The 16946-nt window shown below is 65.1% G+C and carries 13 protein-coding genes; 8 read left to right on the top strand and 5 right to left on the bottom strand.

Features of this window, described 5'->3' with window-relative positions; genetic code table 11:
- Nucleotides 1–172: 172 nt before the first annotated feature.
- Nucleotides 173–1612 (bottom strand): 30S ribosomal protein S1, encoded by a 1440-nt coding sequence (gene rpsA / locus E0T84_RS07605; protein ID WP_070187137.1) that lies wholly within the window; start codon nucleotides 1610–1612, stop codon nucleotides 173–175.
- A gap of 239 nt (nucleotides 1613–1851) precedes the next feature.
- On the opposite strand from rpsA, the gene E0T84_RS07600 reads away from it, so the two are divergent.
- A complete protein-coding gene (locus E0T84_RS07600) occupies nucleotides 1852–3042 on the top strand; it encodes a PrsW family intramembrane metalloprotease (protein WP_371725701.1) in 1191 nt (396 codons plus the stop codon).
- A gap of 5 nt (nucleotides 3043–3047) precedes the next feature.
- Here E0T84_RS07600 and E0T84_RS07595 read toward each other — a convergent pair whose 3' ends face one another.
- Nucleotides 3048–4265: a threonine/serine exporter ThrE family protein gene (locus tag E0T84_RS07595; protein ID WP_138744150.1), complete on the bottom strand. Its 1218-nt coding sequence runs from the start codon at nucleotides 4263–4265 to the stop codon at nucleotides 3048–3050.
- 7 nt (nucleotides 4266–4272) lie between these two features.
- Nucleotides 4273–6933 (bottom strand): DNA polymerase I, encoded by a 2661-nt coding sequence (polA, locus tag E0T84_RS07590; RefSeq protein ID WP_171054947.1) that lies wholly within the window; start codon nucleotides 6931–6933, stop codon nucleotides 4273–4275.
- A gap of 568 nt (nucleotides 6934–7501) precedes the next feature.
- Here polA and E0T84_RS32680 point away from each other — a divergent pair.
- The 7 genes from E0T84_RS32680 (at nucleotide 7502) to E0T84_RS07550 (ending at nucleotide 12929) form a co-directional block, all read left to right on the top strand.
- Nucleotides 7502–8053, top strand: coding sequence for an SAV_915 family protein (locus E0T84_RS32680; protein ID WP_371725700.1), 552 nt, complete (start codon nucleotides 7502–7504; stop codon nucleotides 8051–8053).
- 490 nt (nucleotides 8054–8543) lie between these two features.
- A complete protein-coding gene (locus E0T84_RS07580; protein WP_138744148.1) occupies nucleotides 8544–9419 on the top strand; it encodes a hypothetical protein in 876 nt (291 codons plus the stop codon).
- Complete coding sequence (locus tag E0T84_RS07575) at nucleotides 9406–10236, top strand: hypothetical protein (RefSeq protein ID WP_138744147.1); 831 nt, start codon at nucleotides 9406–9408, stop codon at nucleotides 10234–10236. Before E0T84_RS07580 ends, E0T84_RS07575 begins: the two co-directional genes overlap by 14 nt.
- Before the next feature lie 190 nt (nucleotides 10237–10426).
- Nucleotides 10427–10774, top strand: a complete 348-nt coding sequence (locus E0T84_RS32635; RefSeq protein WP_171054938.1) for an FAD-dependent monooxygenase — start codon at nucleotides 10427–10429, stop codon at nucleotides 10772–10774.
- Between the two features lie 226 nt (nucleotides 10775–11000).
- On the top strand, nucleotides 11001–11438 hold the full coding sequence (locus tag E0T84_RS07560; protein ID WP_070188758.1) for a Zn-ribbon domain-containing OB-fold protein: 438 nt from the start codon (nucleotides 11001–11003) through the stop codon (nucleotides 11436–11438).
- Complete coding sequence (locus E0T84_RS07555) at nucleotides 11435–12637, top strand: lipid-transfer protein (RefSeq protein WP_070188757.1); 1203 nt, start codon at nucleotides 11435–11437, stop codon at nucleotides 12635–12637. Before E0T84_RS07560 ends, E0T84_RS07555 begins: the two co-directional genes overlap by 4 nt.
- Nucleotides 12638–12707: 70 nt before the next feature.
- Entirely contained in the window at nucleotides 12708–12929 is a 222-nt protein-coding gene (locus tag E0T84_RS07550) for a DUF167 domain-containing protein (protein ID WP_070188756.1), read from the top strand.
- On the opposite strand, the gene E0T84_RS07545 is transcribed toward E0T84_RS07550, so the two are convergent.
- A complete protein-coding gene (locus tag E0T84_RS07545) occupies nucleotides 12922–14922 on the bottom strand; it encodes a phosphotransferase (protein ID WP_138744146.1) in 2001 nt (666 codons plus the stop codon). The genes E0T84_RS07550 and E0T84_RS07545 overlap by 8 nt on opposite strands.
- A gap of 45 nt (nucleotides 14923–14967) precedes the next feature.
- Complete coding sequence (locus E0T84_RS07540) at nucleotides 14968–16905, bottom strand: primary-amine oxidase (protein ID WP_138744145.1); 1938 nt, start codon at nucleotides 16903–16905, stop codon at nucleotides 14968–14970.
- Nucleotides 16906–16946 lie beyond the last annotated feature (41 nt).

Raw genomic sequence — 16946 nt, 5'->3', positions numbered from 1 at the left:
TCGTCTCCGGCTTCCTTCCCACCCCACCTCACAGTGACGCAGTTGCCATCGACTCGGAGTTAAACCACCTTCACCTCCAGAGGACTCACACCTCCAAGCGAATGCCCATGCTGGGCGTACACGACGAACGCCCCGACCCAATGGGCCGGGGCGTTCGTTGTCGTACTTGTGGTTAGGCGTTGCCTGCGAGCTTCTCACGCAGCGCGGCCAGCTGTGCATCGCTGGCCAGCGTGCCGCCGGTCGACTCCTCCGAACGCGAGGAACCGTTGGACACCGGACGGGCAGCTTCCTCGGCCTCGGCCGCGGCGAACTTCTCCATCTGCGTGGTGTGCATCTTGTGCCGGCGCTCGGCCTCGGCGTAGCGGGCCTCCCACTCTTCCCGCTGCTTGTCGAAGCCTTCGAGCCATTCGTTGGTCTCGGCGTCGAAGCCCTCGGGGAAGATGTAGTTGCCCTGCTCGTCGTAGCTGTCGGCCATGCCGTACTTCGACGGGTCGAACTCCTCGGTGTAATCCTCGTTGGCCTGCTTGAGGCTCAGCGAGATCCGACGACGCTCCAGGTCGATGTCGATGACCTTGACCATCGCGTCGTCGCCGACGGTGACCACCTGGTCCGGGACCTCAACGTGGCGCTCGGACAGCTCCGAGATGTGCACCAGACCCTCGATGCCCTCCTCGACGCGGACGAACGCACCGAACGGCACCAGCTTGGTGACCTTGCCCGGCACGATCTGACCGATCGCGTGGGTACGGGCGAAGTGGCGCCACGGATCTTCCTGAGTCGCCTTGAGCGACAGCGAAACCCGCTCGCGATCCATGTCGACGTCGAGCACCTCGACAGTGACCTCGTCGCCCACCTGAACCACCTCGGACGGGTGATCGATGTGCTTCCAGGACAGCTCGGAGACGTGCACCAGGCCGTCGACACCGCCGAGATCGACGAAGGCGCCGAAGTTGACGATCGAGGAGACGACACCCTTGCGGATGGCGCCCTTCTGCAGCTGGTTCAGGAACTCGCTGCGCACCTCGGACTGGGTCTGCTCCAGCCAGGCGCGGCGGCTGAGCACCACGTTGTTGCGGTTCTTGTCCAGCTCGATGATCTTGGCCTCGATCTCCTTGCCGATGTACGGCTGCAGATCGCGGACACGACGCATCTCGACCAGCGATGCGGGCAGGAAGCCACGCAGACCGATGTCGAGGATCAGGCCGCCCTTGACGACCTCGATGACGGTGCCCTTGACGGCCTCGTCCTTTTCCTTGAGCTCCTCGATGGTGCCCCAGGCGCGCTCGTACTGAGCCCGCTTCTTGGACAGGATCAGGCGGCCTTCCTTGTCCTCCTTGGTGAGAACGAGGGCCTCGACCTCATCGCCCACGGAAACGACCTCGTTGGGGTCGACATCGTGCTTGATGGAGAGTTCGCGGGAAGGAATGACACCTTCGGTCTTGTAACCGATGTCGAGCAGGACCTCGTCACGGTCAACCTTGACGATGGTTCCCTCGACGATGTCGCCATCGTTGAAGTATTTGATGGTTTTGTCGATGGCGGCGAGAAAGTCCTCAGCCGAGCCGATGTCGTTGACGGCTACTTGCGGCGAGGTGACGGAGGGAGAGGGCATGTGGTGGGTTGCTCCGGACAGGTTTACTCGTAGGGACAATTCTGTTGCGTGTATTGCGTTCGTGCAGATCCGTGGCAGTGACCAGACGGTGTCAAGCTGTGCGCACAGATACGTAACGAGGGTACTCGACCAGGCACATGCAGGACAAACCGCCCCTGCGACGGGAGTGCCAGGGGCGCATCGGACCGTCGTCCGAATTTGTGCCGGGACCGCAGCCTACCCACGGCTACTCTGCTGCAGTGGCGTATTACCCGACCCCAGGCCCTGTCCACCGGCCGTGGTTCCCGGTCACCGCTCCCATGCCGAGGCCGGTGCGCAAGGTCGGCGCCCCGCTGGCCGCGATCATCGCCTGCGGCGTGGTCATCGGCGCGCTGGTACTTCTGTTCACCGCGCTCAATCCGGTCGGAGCGATCATCGGATTTGTGCTGTCCAGCATCGTGATGACCGGGGCAGTGTTCGCCTACCTGTGGTTGGACCGCTGGGAGCCGGAACCTCCCCGACTACTGCTACTGGCGTTCGGCTGGGGCGCCGCCGTCGCCGTCGTGCTGTCCCTGGTGCTGAGCCTGTTCACCGACGCGCTGCTGGCACCCGGCGTCGACTCGGCCGAATCGGCCCACAGCTTCGCTTCGGTGGCGGTCCGGGCCCCGTTCATCGAAGAGGCCGCCAAAGGCCTGTTCCTGCTGGTCATGATGACCGGGCGGCGGCGTAACGAGCTCAATTCGCTGACCGACTGCCTGGTCTACGCCGGCCTGGTCGGCCTCGGTTTCGCCTGGCTCGAAGACATCATGTACATCTCCAGCGCCGACTCGCTGGCCGGTTCGCTCGTCACCGCCGCGATGCGCCTAGTGATGGCCCCGTTCGCCCACTCGCTGTTCACCACCATGACCGCCATCGGGGTGTACTTCGCCCTGCAACGGCGCAGCAGCGGGGCCAAGGTGCTGTGCATCCTCCCCGGCTATCTCGGTGCGGTGTTCATGCACGGATTGTGGAACGGTTCGTCGCTGCTGGGCGCGGGCACCTACTTCATCGTCTATGCGGTGTGGATGGTGCCGATCTTCATCGCGATGATCGTGGTCGGCATCACCAGCCGCCACCGGGAGCAACGCGTCGTGGCCGCCAAACTGCCCGGCATGGTCGCCGCCGGGTTGATCACCCACAACGAGGCCACCTGGCTCGGGTCGTTGAAGACCCGCCACGGCGCCATCAAGCAGGCCACGCTGGCCGGTGGACGCCCCGCAGGCAAAGCAGTCGCGGCGTTCGCCGCCGCCGTCGTCGAGCTCGCCTTCGTCCGCGACCGCATCGACCGCGGCTTCGGCGATGCACAGGCATACGCGTTGCAACAGGAAGAGGTGTATGCCCTGACCGCTGCCCGGTCAGCCGCGCCGATCCTGCACTGGATGGCGCATTACCAGGCGCCGGTTCGCGACTGAGCCGCTCAGTCGCTGCGACGAGCTGCCTTACGCCTGGTCAGCTGCCAGATCACCAACCCGGCCTGCAGACCGAATGCCACTGAGATCATCGAGATCAAGGTGGCCGGCAGTGCGGAGTCTCCCTCGGCACCGAACAACTCGGTAATGCCGATCAGACCCATGGATCCGGGAACCAGAAGCCAGAAGCCCGGCAGGATCAGCGTGATCGCCGGTGGTGCCGTCTGACGCCGCGAGATCACCAGGGCCGCCACCGTCAGCACCAGACCACCGCAGAACCCGCTGGCGTAACTGCCGAGGGTGAGGTCTCCGACGAACTGGGCGAGATAGGCGGCATAGGTGATCAACAGCAGCCACGGCAAGAAACTCCGCGGTGGCGCCAGGAAGAGCATCACTCCGATCGAGTACACCGCGACACCCAGCCACGGCGCCCACGGACCGATCCGGTTCACCGCCACCGCGCTGAGGTGGTCTTCGGTCATGCGCAACAGCTGCGCCGCGATCAGGATGCCGAACGCCAACTGGATCAGCTGGATGAACCCGGCGATCAGGCGACTCGACCCGGAGATGACGTCGCGGGAGGTCAGCTCGATCACCGACAGGGTGATGGCCGCCCCTGGCAGAAACATCGCCAGCGGGGGTATCAGGGCGCGCAGGCCGACATGGTCGAGGCCCAGATGCTGCGCGCCGATCACGCAGATCGCCGTGACCACGAACGCGCTGACCACCGGAGTCAGGGCCGCCAGACCGTCCATCCGCTGCCCCGTCGTCCAGAACACGCCGACCAGCAGGCCGAGCACGAAGGCCGTCAGCGTGTTCAACCACGTGGGCTCAAGTACCAGGGCCAGACCCGCGCTCTGGATCCCGTAACCGAGGATCGTCACCCAGGCCGGGTACGGCGCCGGGCGGTCGAGGATCTCGTCGAGGAGGGCCTCGCCGTCGGCCGGGCTCACCCGTGCCGACCGTGCCGCGGACACCAGTCGGGCCAGCGGGAACACCTGGTCGAACCGCAACGGCTTCTCGACGTGGGCGGTCTTGACGACCGAACCGCCCGCGCCCACCGGTCCGACCACCTGCACGTGGTTGGGCAGTGCCACGACGTCGGTGATGACGCCGTACTTGCCGGAGCTGCGTTCCAACATGTCGCGGACCAGCGTCACCGGATAATTCGATGCACTCATCGCGGCGCCCAGCCGGGCAACGAACCGGATCTGCTGTTCCGTCATGGTGAGCTCAGTGCGCCGCGGCGTCCCAGCTGGGCCCATACCCGACCGACACCTCCAACGGCACATCCAACGGATAGGCGTTGCCCATGTGCTCGCGCACCAAAGCCTCCAGAGTGTCCCGCTCCCCCTCGGCCACCTCGAACAACAGCTCGTCGTGCACCTGCAGCAGCATGCGTGACGTGAGCCCGGCTTCCTTGATGGCTGCGTCGACGTTGATCATCGCGACCTTGATGATGTCGGCGGCGCTGCCCTGGATCGGGGCGTTGAGCGCGGCCCGCTCAGCCGCCTCGCGCACGTTCCGGTTGCTGCTGTCCAGTTCCGGCAGGTAACGGCGCCGGCCCAGCACGGTCGAGGTGAACCCGTCCTTGCGCGCCTGATCGACCACATCCCGCAGATAGTCACGCACCCCGCCGAACCGGTCGAAGTACTGCTCCATCTGCACCTTGGCCTCTTCGGTGGAGATCTTGAGCTGGCTGGCCAACCCGTAGGCGCTCAGCCCGTAGGCCAGGCCGTACGACATCGCCTTGACGCGGCGACGCAGCTCCGCGTTGACCTCGTCGATCGGTACCGAGAAGGCCCGTGATGCCACGAACGAGTGCAGATCCTCACCGGTGTTGAATGCCTCGATCAGGCCTTCGTCGCGGGACAGGTGCGCCATGATCCGCATCTCGATCTGGCTGTAATCAGCCGTCATCAGCTCGGCGTAACCGCTGCCGACGACGAACGCGTCTCGGATACGCCGGCCCGCCTCGGTCCGGATCGGGATGTTCTGCAGGTTGGGCTCGGTGGACGACAACCGGCCGGTGGCGGCAATGGTCTGGTTGAACGTGGTGTGTATGCGCCCGTCGGAGGCCACCGCGTTGAGCAGCCCGTCGACGGTCACCTTCAAACGGGTGACGTCGCGATGGGTCAACAGATGCTGCAGGAACGGGTGCCCGGTCTTGTCGAACAGCGATTGCAGCGCATCGGCATCCGTGGTGTAACCCGTCTTGGTCTTCTTGGTCTTGGGCATCTCCAGCTCGTCGAACAGCACCACCTGCAGCTGCTTGGGCGACCCGAGATTGATCTGCTTACCGATCACCGCGTAGGCGGCCTCGGCGGCGTCGCGGATCTGATCGGCGAACTCGCTCTGCAACTCCTGGAGCTTGTCGATATCGACGGCGATGCCGATCGACTCCATCTCGGCCAGCGCCCGCTGTACCGGCAACTCCATCCGGCCCAACAGGGACGACGAGTCGATCCGGGCCAGCTCCTCATCGAGTGCATCGGCGAGATCCAAGACCGCGCAGGCCCGCAGGATGAGCGTCTGCACCGCCTGCTCATCGACGCCGTCGGAATCATCGAGTAACGAAAGTTGTTGCTGCTCGGGGCTTTCAGCGCGGAGTTCACGGCGTAGATAGCGCACCGCCAGATCATCGAGGGCGAAGCTACGTTGCCCGGGCCGGACCAGGTAGGCGGCCAGCGCCGTATCGGAGGTGACACCGCGCAGCGTCCAGCCCCGGCCGGCGAGGTCGTGCATGGCCAGCTTGGCCTCGTGCAGCGCCTTCGGCGGGCCCGGGTCACCCAGCCAGCGCGCCAGGGCCTCCTCATCCTCGGGCGTCAGCGTTGCCGTGTCGATGTAACGCCCGTCGCCGTCGGCCGCGACGATGGCGAGCGCGGTGGCGTCGGCGTCGAAGGCCAGGTGCGTGCCGACGACGGCCAACCCGAACCGGTTGCCCAGGCTGTGCTCGGCGAGCCACGCTGCGAGCTCACCGGGCTCCAACGCCCGGCCGCGCACGTCGAACCCGTGTTCAACCTCCGGTTCGGAAGCCACCAGCGTCTCGAACAGTCGATCGCGAAGAACCCGGAATTCCAGGTCGTCGAACAGCCGGTGGATCTGGTCACGGTTCCAAGGTTGCATCCGCAGCGTGTCCGGCGTCTGCGCCAGAGGGACGTCCCGGACCAGATCGGTCAGCTCACGGTTGAGCACCACGCTGGACAGGTTGGCCCGCAGCGAGTCACCCACCTTGCCCTTGACCTTCTCGACGTTGTCCACCAATGACTGCAGAGTGCCGTACTCGACGATCCACTTCGTCGCGGTCTTCTCCCCCACTCCGGGAATGCCGGGCAGGTTGTCACTCGGGTCGCCCCGCAAGGCGGCGAAATCCGGGTACTGCGCGGGAGTCAGCCCGTACTTCTCCACCACCGCGTCCGGTGTGAACCGGGTCAGTTCACTGACACCCTTGCGCGGGTAGAGCACGGTGATGTTGTCGGTGACCAACTGCAGCGAGTCCCGGTCACCGGTGACCACCAGCACCCGGTAGCCCTCCTGCTCGGCCTGGGTGGCCAGGGTGGCGATGATGTCGTCGGCCTCGAAGCCGGCCTCGGCCAGTGCCGTGATGCCCAGGGCGCCGAGCACCTCCTTCGTGATGTCGATCTGCCCACGGAACTCGTCGGGTGTGGCCGACCGGCCTTCCTTGTACTCCGGGTACTTGTCCTTGCGGAAGGTCTGGCGAGAGACGTCGAACGCGGCGGCCACGTGGCTGGGCTGCTCGTCGCGCAGCAGGTTGATCAACATCGAGGTGAACCCGTAGACCGCGTTCGTGGTCAACCCGCCCTGCGTCTTGAAGTTCTCGGCGGGCAACGCGTAAAACGCCCGGAAAGCCAGCGAATTGCCGTCCAGCAGCATCAGGGTGGGTTTTCCGGCCGTCGCTGGATCGGCGGTGGTGTTCGGTGCGCTTTTCGTCTCGGTCTTCGCGGGGCTCACGGCCCTCACTCTATGCGGGCCCACCGACGCGCAGACGGCGACGAGCCATCTCGATCACGACGCGGGCCGCCGCGCACTTACGCGGCGGATCACTGCTGGATCGTGGCTGCAATCCGCCACCTAAAGCGTTTCTGGGCGGGCCGGCGTCTCTGCCGTCGAATCACCGCCTCGCGACCCCCGGGCCGGCTGGGCGAGATACCAACGGCTGCAACATGACAAGCTGCGAAACCCCTCGCACTGCCGATGTCCATGCGGGATCCACACGCCCAGCCACAAAACCGCGGTTGTCGTGGTCTCCACGCGCAGGTCGCGACGCTGATCGCCCAGGATCCGATAACATGCCATGGGACCAAAACTGCTGCGCAACTGGGCATCAACGGGCTGCTAGCCTGGGATCGCCGGCCTGACAACAGGGGACAGATGTGGGTACCGCTTTCCAGGAAGCGGTACCCGTCGGTATTAGCGGCCTACGCAAGGGGGATCAAGGCCGATGGACTATCCGGAGCCACCGAATCGCGGTGCGGGATCCGCAAATGGACCCGGGCGACCTGCGGGTCATATACCGGTCGATTCACAGTCGGAAAGCCGCCCGCGGCATCAGTGGGAACCCCCTCCCGGCGCCACACCTGCGCAAACAGCCCCTGTCCAGCAGCCCAAGTATCACGGCGCCCCTCAACGTGCGCGGGACCGAGCCGAAGGGCCACCGGTTCGCCACAAAGCCAAGGTTTCTGACGGTGTTAGCGAGAAAAGAGCGGAGCCCAAACCGATTCCGCGCGACTTTCCGCCTGTCGTCTATCTGCCGTGCGCTGAGGCTGTCGACGATCCCAATGATGCGCGAATCGACATGCGTGAGACACGCGATGGTAGGACGGCACTCCTTGCGTATTCGGCCCTTGACCGACTGCACGAATGCTGCGGCGAAGACCAGGCATGGATTGTGGTGCCGACGCCCATCCTTTCCCAGTTGCAGAGTTTGCATCCGTTTCAACTGCTGATGCTCGATATTGAAATTCCTGTCGAACAACGCCGAGGGCAAAATTGACACTTTACGTTAACCACGAATCACTCAACAAGATCTCTCAGTCCTTGTCGACTGCCAGCACCGACCTCGACAGCGCAAGCGCCTCGGCGCCGACGTCAGTTGACGGCGGGTGGGGAACACCAGCGATTCTCGGAATTCTGGCACAATTAACCGACAACGCCGGTCAGCTTGTCGTAGCGGTCAACGCAGTTGCGAATGGGGTCGCTTCGGCCAGCGCCAGCTATCTCAAGCACGACGAAGCAGGCGCTGATGCACTAAACGCAGCAATGCGACCGGAGTAAATTACGTGCCAATCGACACAAAAATTGAGGGCGATCCAAATTCTGTCCGCTCAGCAGCCGACTGGCTTCGGGCGTCCCTCGCGAGCAAGGTTTCACACACAGGCGATGAGATCCAAACTGCCCGAACGACCGCAATGGCCAACTGGCACGGCGAGGCAGGGGACGCCTTCGCTGCGCGAATGGGAAGTGGCGCAACGAAGGTTGAGGGGTTGACAATTGCCATCAACGAAGGCGCCCTGGCAATAGATGCCTTTGGCCTGGAACTCCAGCGGGCTCAGTCCGAAATGGAAACAGTTCGCAACAATGCAATGAGTGCCGGTTTGACCGTGGACGGCGCGATAATTCAGGATGCCGCCGAAGAAGCATTAATCGACGCGTACAATTCAGCTTTCCACGCCGCAGAGGCCGCCCGTACCATGGAAAAGCTCGGTGCGGACACCCTCAAAAATGCCTGGACAGACCTCCGGACTAAATGGTTCTTTGTGGTAGCCGATCTGATCAACGGCGGGGCCGCTGCACTTGTTGATATAAACGTCTCAACGATGTTGAAACAGTCGAATTTCTTCGCCGAAGAGTCGGCGAAATCTCTGAGCAGGGCAAGGTCAGCAACCCCCGGCACTCCCGCCGCCACGATTTATCGGGACATCGATGATGGTAAGGCTCTTGCCAGACAAGCCGACGACATAGCGACGAAGGCAGAGGCCACCAAGGCAAATGCGGGTCGGGTCGGACTCAAGGTCGGCGGGGCACTCGCGGCCGCTGGCGTTGTCTACGACATCGCCAACGGCAAAGACGTTGACCAGGCAATCGTGTCCGGCGCTGCTGGCTTCGGTGCTTCAATCCTGGCGGGAGCTGGCGCTGGTGCGATTATCGGCACCGCGATTCCCATTCCCGGAGTCGGAACAGTCGGCGGCGCTCTGGTTGGCGCAACGGTCGGGATTTTCACGTCCGGCGCCGTCGACTCCCTCTATCAGAACGGCATAGGCAGCCTCGGCGACGCCATCACCGATGGGGCAACCGCGGTTGCCGACACTGGGAAGGCCATTGGTGGACTTGCCAAAGGGGCGTGGGATGCAATCTTCTGAACATCAAGACATTCCCGCAGGATGGACGGACACCCATGACGGTGTCAAGTTCCACCTCTCCGCCGTCGGACTGAGTGCCATATCCGCCTTTTCGTTCCTGTTCGGGATTATGATCGCCGCGGCAGGCAACGTTATTGCACTAAAATATTTCTTGCTCTTCGCATTGTTCACTGCCCTCATCGTCGCATTCGCCCTCGTGAGCCGGTATCGCCGCGTGTACCTTTCGTCGGCGATCCGGACGATAGACCGGGATGGTGTTCCGGGTACGGAAATCCGATACTCAGGCTGGCAATTCACGATCCTGGTTGCCTTTATGGGGTGCGGCACTCTGTTTTGCGCGACGGCCGCGATCGAGACAGTTATCTACCAAGATGAGGGGTTTCCCGGCTTCGCCGTGGTGATCGGCACCCTGGGTATCGTTTTCGCGACCTTCATCGCAGTCGTGGCCTCCGCACGCGTCCGCCGTGGCGGCGTCACACTGACGAGTCAGGGAATTATTCAACGCGGACGCAGCTTCGAGTCGCGACTGGACTGGTCGGCCATTGCCGACGTCAAGGCGGCAACCGACGGACACCCGTACATCCTGATGATCGGGTATGCCAATGCCGACTGGAATCGCCGCTACACCACGCGGTTCTGGCGCATAGACCGCCTGCCACCGGTACCGATGATCGTGTTCGACTTCCGACAGCTCGATGTCGGACCCCACGTCCTGTATGCCTACGTGCGGACTTACGCCGACAACCCGGAGTTACGTGCGGAACTCGGCACCGAAGCGGCCCTCTCCCGCGCTCGATACATGCAACCCGCCCACTAGTACTGCTGCGTCGCAGCGGGGCCAGTGACGCGCAGACCGCGACGAGCCATCTCAACCAGAACCTGGCGGCCGGGCTCATCGGCCCCTGCGCCCGCCAGGCGAAAACAACCGGCCACGCATCTCGGGGGGTGATCGGTAGCGATACGCGAACTGGACCACCCCGACCGAACCCTCAGCCGTCGCTGCTCTCATGTCCGGCTGGCACCTGGACTGGCTGGATCCAGCCGAGCTGGTCAGCCAATCCGACGCCGTGTTCGAATTCCCGATGGTCGACCGGGAACCGCTCTCCCACTGGGGAACTGAGCGGGTTAACTTGCTCGGCGACGCCGCGCATCCGATGTATCCCGTCGGCGCCAACGGCGGATCACAGGCCATCCTCGACGCCCACACGCTCGCCGAAGAACTGGCCGCCGGCCGCGGCGTCGCCGGGTATGAGGCCCGCCGGATCCCCGAGACCACGGCGGTCGTGCACGCCGATCGCGAGATGCGCGCGGGAAGTCCCGAAGAGCTGGCCCGCGTCGCCTCCGAATTCCGATGAACACCCGCGCCGACAGGAGTTCCCGATGACCGAGCGGTAGCCCAGGTCGCGTTGCCGCCCGTGCCCGTCGCCGTCATTCGCGACGGCAGGTTCCGCCTGACACTGTGGCCCCCCGATCAACTGCGCCGTCACCTCAAATAGGATCGGACCTCGTCCACTCCCGCCCCGCGGGACAAAACTGCAACACGTTTCAGTTTTGCGGTCTCGATCGTCTAGGCTGGGCCGCGTGCCAGCAGCATCTTCGCAACCCGCGATCGACGGATGGTTCGCCACCGACGACGCCGGTGCCACTCACCTGATCGGCGGCAAGTGCACCCAGTGCGCCACCTACGTGTTTCCGCCGCGCGAGAACAACTGCCCCAACCCGGCCTGTGACAGCGACACCCTCGACCTGGTTCGGCTGTCGCGCCGCGGGAAGGTGTGGAGCTACACGGAAAACCGGTACCTCCCGCCCGCACCGTATCCCAAGTCCGACCCGTTCGAGCCGTTCGCGATCGCCGCGGTGGAGCTCGCCGATGAAGGGCTGATCGTGCTCGGCAAGGTCGTCGAAGGCACGCTGGCCGCCGATCTCAAGGTCGGTATGGAGATGGAGCTGACCACCATGACGCTCTACACCGACGACGAGGGCGTCGAGCGCACCACCCACGCCTGGAGGATCGCATGAGCACTCCCGAACCGCTGTACATCCTCGGCGCGGGCATGCACCCGTGGGGCAAGTGGGGCCGTGACTTCACCGAGTACGGCGTCGTCGCCGCCCGCGCCGCCCTGGCCGAGGCCGGGCTGAACGCACAACAGATCCAGTTCATCGCCGGCGCGGACACCATCCGCAACGGCTACCCGGGCTTCATCGCCGGGTCGACGTTCGCCCAGAAGCTGGGCTGGAACGGCGTGCCGGTGTCGTCCAGCTACGCAGCCTGCGCGTCCGGCTCGCAGGCGCTGCAGAGCGCGCGGGCCCAGATCCTGGCCGGCTTCTGCGACGTCGCGCTGGTGATCGGCGCCGACACCACGCCCAAGGGTGCGTTCGCGCCCGTCGGCGGCGAGCGCAAGAACGACCCGGACTGGCAGCGCTTCCATCTGCTCGGCGCGATGAACCCGGTGTACTTCGCCCTGCTGGCCCGGCGCCGGATGGACCTCTACGGCGCCACCGCCGAGGACTTCGCCCAGGTGAAGGTGAAGAACTCGCGCCACGGCCTGCAGAACCCGAATGCGCGCTACCGCAAGGAATCCGCGATCGAGGACGTGCTGGCCAGCCCGGTGGTGTCCGACCCGCTGCGTCAGCTCGACATCTGCGCCACCTCCGACGGCGCCGCCGCTCTGATCGTGGCGTCGAAGTCGTTCGCCGAAAAGCACCTCGGCTCGCTGGAAGGCGTCCCCTCGGTGCGCGCGGTCTCGACGGTGACCCCGCAATACCCGCAGCATCTGCCCGAATTGCCAGATATTGCAACCGATTCCACCGCTGTCGTAGCGGCACCGGAGCGGGTGTTCAAGGACCAGATCCTCGACGCGGCCTACGCCGAAGCGGGCATCGGCCCCGAGGACGTCAGCCTGGCCGAGGTCTATGACCTGTCCACCGCGCTGGAACTGGACTGGTACGAGCACCTGGGCCTGTGCGCCAAGGGCGAAGGCGAGCAGCTGCTGCGTTCCGGTGCCACCACCATCGGCGGCCGCGTTCCGGTGAACCCGTCCGGCGGTCTGGCCTGCTTCGGCGAGGCCATCCCGGCGCAGGCCATCGCGCAGGTGTGCGAGTTGACCTGGCAGCTCAAGGGCCAGGCCACCGGCCGGCAGGTCGAGGGCGCCAAGGTGGGCGTCACCGCCAACCAGGGCCTCTTCGGCCACGGCTCCTCGGTGATCGTCGCCCGCTGACCCGGACGCCGAATCTGAGATAGATGTCGAGTTCCTCTCGAAAATTCGCACATTTCTTCAGGTTCGGCGCGTGGTAATCACCGTCCGGGTCAAGCCCGGTAGCCGCAAAGGCCCGCTGGTCGAGGTCGACGACGACGGCGCGCTCACCATCTACGTCCAGGAGCGCGCCGTCGACGGCAAGGCCAACGATGCCGTCACCAAACTGCTTTCCCAGCATCTGGGTGTGCCGCGCAGCCGCGTGGAGTTGATCTCCGGCGCGACTGCGCGGCTCAAGCGTTTCCGGGTCAGCTGAGGTTGCGGTTCCACTCCAGCCAGCCCACCCCGCTGCGACCGTCCGCCGTGCGCACCTTCGCCCAGGCCCGCGGGAACTGGCTGACGCGCCCGTCTTCTCCCGGGGCCACCAACAGCACGGGTGCATGAGCCGCGATGTCGACGGTCACCTCGATGTCGCCGGGTTGCAGAACCAACGTCGTCGATACCGGCAGATCGTCGGCGCCGAGCTCGTAATCCGCTGTGATGCTCTGCAATTCGACGAGCGGTTCCCCCTCGCGCTGCGAATAGCCGATACCCATCGGAGGCATACCGGGGATTCGAACGTCCACACCGTGCAGATGGGTGCCGTCGTCGAGGTGGATCGCGCTCCACACCCAGTTCATCGCCCACCAATCACGCACTCCCCACGAATGATCGCGCTGACCGACGACGGCTTCGACGGTGTGGGTGTGATCGCCGATGATCACCGTTCCTGACACCACGCACGGAATCTCGTACCGGGGCGTGACGCGGTACTGGTACGGCGTGCCCACGGTGGTCCAGGTCAGGTCCAGCGTCACCGAGGTGGCCTGTCCCGACTCACCCCGCAGCAACGCCGACGGGTCGTCGAACGCCTCGCCGGTGCCCGTAGCCGTCAGGCGATACGTCTCGAGCGGCTCGTCGGGGTGCAGGTTCAGCTCGACCCCGTCAGCCTTGACCGACGACGGTTCGGCCAGTGGCGCGTGAAAGTCGTTGAGCGCCACGGTCGGCATCCCCGGGCCGCAGAACAGCACATTGATCCACGCTGTCTCCTGGTTCGGGATCAGGCCCAGCCGGACCCAGCCGCCGAAGTCCGCCTCGGCATCGACGAAGTCGAAGTACCAGCTCTCGTTCCACAGCGCTTCATCGGTGGGCGGGTGCGCAAGCTCATCCTCGGCAGCAGGCACCAGTGGCTCCGGAACCTCCGGTGACGCAAGGACATCCAACGCCTGAGTGTCCAGCACATGGCTGCAGTGCCGCTCGAGCATCGTCATGAACATCGCATCGCCGCGTTCGGTGCGCTCCACCAACATCGACGAGATGATCGCCATCATCACACCGAAGAAGCTCTGCCGGCGTACGCCGTCACGCACCTGGTCGAGTGTGAGCGTCGAGTCCGGCCCGAGGGCCCGGTGATAGGTGGTCAGCAACTCGTCGTAGTGGGCACGACGCTGTTCGACGGGCAGGGCGCAACCGATGAAGTACGCGACGTCGGTGAACGCCGGTCCCTTGGTGACAGTCTGCCAGTCGACCACCGTCAGGGCCCGGTCCGCGCCCGCGTCGCCGAACAGCATGTTGTCGAGCCGGTAGTCGCCGTGGACCAGACCCGTCGGCCGCTCGGGCGCACTCTCGTCGGCCAGGTACGTGTCGAAGCTCTCGACGAGCCGCTGGCATACCTGGCGCTGCTGCGGCGTGATCACGTCCGCGTAGCGCTCGACGAACGCCGCGTACAGTCCGGCGATCAGCGCCTGGTTGACCGGCGCCTCACGGTTGAGCCATTCAGCCCGCTCGAGCGCCTCGGCACCGGCCGCCGACCCGTGGATACGGCCGAGCTCGCCGAGCGCCACCGCGGCCTGTACGGCTGTCGCCCCGCGGATCTCGTCACCCACCACGGCGGGCACGGCGTCGCCGAGCAACAGGTCGAAGGCGCCGGTCTGGGTATCGATTGCGGCGTGGTAACAGGGCGCCACCGGCCCGGCCACCAGGGCAGGTGCGATGTCGGTGTAGAACCGCACCTCACGCTCGTAGAGGCCCAACGCCAGTCCGGTCTGGCGACTGCTGGGATCGGTGGCGGCCACCTTCAGCACCACCGATGCCGGTCCGTTCGCGTCCCCGGCGTAGTTCAGCGAGACGCGGTAGCACTCGCTCATCTGGCCGGTTCCGATCCGCTCGAAACGGAATCCACTGACGGGGCCGACGTCCAGGGCGGCGGTCAGCCAATCGCAGGTCAGGTCTTCGGGGCGCTCCAGTACGGCGGTCTGAGTCGGTTGCACAAAGGCAACCTAGCAGTGTTCCGCATCACATATGACAGGTGTCAACTAATGGTGTGCCGCCGTGGCATGCCCGTGTGCGCAGGCTCCCGGCGGAGTGGCCGGCACGTCCAGCGCCGGATTGCGGTCGAAGAAGGCGAACGGCTTGAGCCAGAACGACACCACGTCCACCGGCATGACGGGCCAGTCCTCTGGACGGGTGATGTGGTGAATACCGAACACATACCAGAGCACTACATCGGTGTTCTCGATCGAGCGGTTGGCCTTGGTCCACTCGCCCAACCCGGTGTCGGCCGCCGACTGGTTGACGAACTCCCCCGCCGGCCAACGTTCGTCGGGCCGGTTCGGGGTCACCCACAGCGTGTGGGTGATGACGTTGGCGCGTTGCACCACGGGCGAGGACGGGTCGAACATCGCCGGGATCGCCCCGGTCGGTACCAGCTTGTAGGACGGGTGCGTGCCCAACCCGTTGACGACGTTGGTGTTGACCACTTTCCAGGCCCGCTGGGTGTCGAAGCTGACGTCCTGCTTCCCCTCTTGCTCGGTGCGCAGCGGCTGGTTACGCACCACCAGCGACAGGCCGTACGGATTGTCGGGGCCCATCTCTTCGGCGTATGACTCGGTCATGTAGACGGTGTTGTCGGTGCCGTCGACGTCCAAGTCCAAGCGGGCGATCAGGAAGTGCTGATGGAACGGCGCATACGTGCGCTCGTCGACAAGCGTGCCGTTCTTGGGTGTGGGCCCGGCGGGGAACGGTGTGGTGACCATGATCCCGGTGGCGCGGACCTCACACTCGATGTTGCCGTCCTGGTAGAGCCGCCAGTACACCAGGTACTCGTAGTTGGCCACCGTGACGTGGAATGACAGTGTGAGCCTGCGCATCCGGCGCACCTGGGCGCCGGCGTCGTGGTCCACGTGCTTCCACAGCACGGCGTTGTCTTCCTCGTGGACGCAGATCGCGTTGGTGATCGTGTACGGCTCGCCGGCACTGTCGTGCAGAACCGCATCCAGATACCGGATCTCACCGAGGCAGTCGCAGCCGAGCTCCAGCGAGGTGGTCATGAACCCCAGCCCCCACTCCCCGATGTCGAACGCGGTGCGGCGGTAGTGGTCCACCGCGGAGTCCCGATAGGGCACCACCATCTCGGCGAACGACATGCGATGTGCCACAGAGCGATCCGTCTCACCGTCGCGGTATCGCACGGTATGCAGGGTCATCCCCTCGCGGTGGTTGAAGCCGACCCGCAGCGACCAGTTCTGCCACTGCAGCAGGTTGCCGTCCAAGGTGAACGATGGGCCGTCGGGCTGGGCGATGTTCAGCGGCTTGAGCGGCTCGCGGCGCGATCCGGACCAGATCCGCTCGGGAATGTGATGCGGCACGTATTCGCCCATCACGTCGGGCATTTCGGAACTACCGTCATCTTCGACGCGCAGCACTTCCATGGTGTTGATGTCGATCACGCAGTGCAGGCCACTGATCGGGTGGGCATAAGGATTGGCCCCAGCAGCCTGCTTGTACCAGGTGTCCGACCATCCGATGCGGCGGTCGCGGTATTCCGGCGGAGCAACCGCGTCACCGTAGGTCCAGGTATCCATGAACACGTTGTCCAGGTCCGTGATGCCGCGTTTGGCGAGCGCGGCGATCACCTCGGGGTGCCGACGCAGCACCTGGTCGCATTCCACGAACTCGTCGACGGTGAAGTTGGCTTGGACACCCGGGACATGGTCGAAGTTCTCGACCCGGTCGTCGGTCAGCGACACCACGCCCTTGTAGGTGGCGTTCGCCGAGCGATCCAGACAGATGACCGCCGCGCTCCGGGCCGGCCGCGCGCCGCCGCCGTCGAAGCCGGCCAGTTCGGCCTTGGACGGCTCGACAAGTTCCACCGAGGCGACCCGCCAGCCCTCCCCGACCCCGTGCTCACGCCGCAATATCGCTGCCACCGCGCGAAACTCGTCGGCGGACAGCGGATCCAGTGGGTAGTCCACACCGGATACGCAACCACATCCGGCCGATTCCCTGCAGCAAA

This window comes from Mycobacterium sp. DBP42 (genome assembly GCF_005924235.1).
Lineage (GTDB): Bacteria > Actinomycetota > Actinomycetes > Mycobacteriales > Mycobacteriaceae > Mycobacterium > Mycobacterium syngnathidarum.
The sequence above is the reverse complement of the archived record's forward strand: the minus strand, read 5'-3'. Positions and strand labels throughout refer to the sequence as shown.

Bases quoted from the DNA above. Each gene is read 5' to 3' on its own strand.
- E0T84_RS32635 (WP_171054938.1), top strand. From the start codon at position 10,427: ATGTCCGGCTGGCACCTGGACTGGCTGGATCCAGCCGAGCTGGTCAGC.
- E0T84_RS07575 (WP_138744147.1), top strand. From the start codon at position 9,406: ATGCAATCTTCTGAACATCAAGACATTCCCGCAGGATGGACGGACACC.
- E0T84_RS07595 (WP_138744150.1), bottom strand. From the start codon at position 4,265: ATGACGGAACAGCAGATCCGGTTCGTTGCCCGGCTGGGCGCCGCGATG.
- polA (WP_171054947.1), bottom strand. From the start codon at position 6,933: ATGCTGCTGGACGGCAATTCGCTGGCTTTCCGGGCGTTTTACGCGTTG.
- E0T84_RS32680 (WP_371725700.1), top strand. From the start codon at position 7,502: ATGGACTATCCGGAGCCACCGAATCGCGGTGCGGGATCCGCAAATGGA.
- rpsA (WP_070187137.1), bottom strand. From the start codon at position 1,612: ATGCCCTCTCCCTCCGTCACCTCGCCGCAAGTAGCCGTCAACGACATC.
- E0T84_RS07555 (WP_070188757.1), top strand. From the start codon at position 11,435: ATGAGCACTCCCGAACCGCTGTACATCCTCGGCGCGGGCATGCACCCG.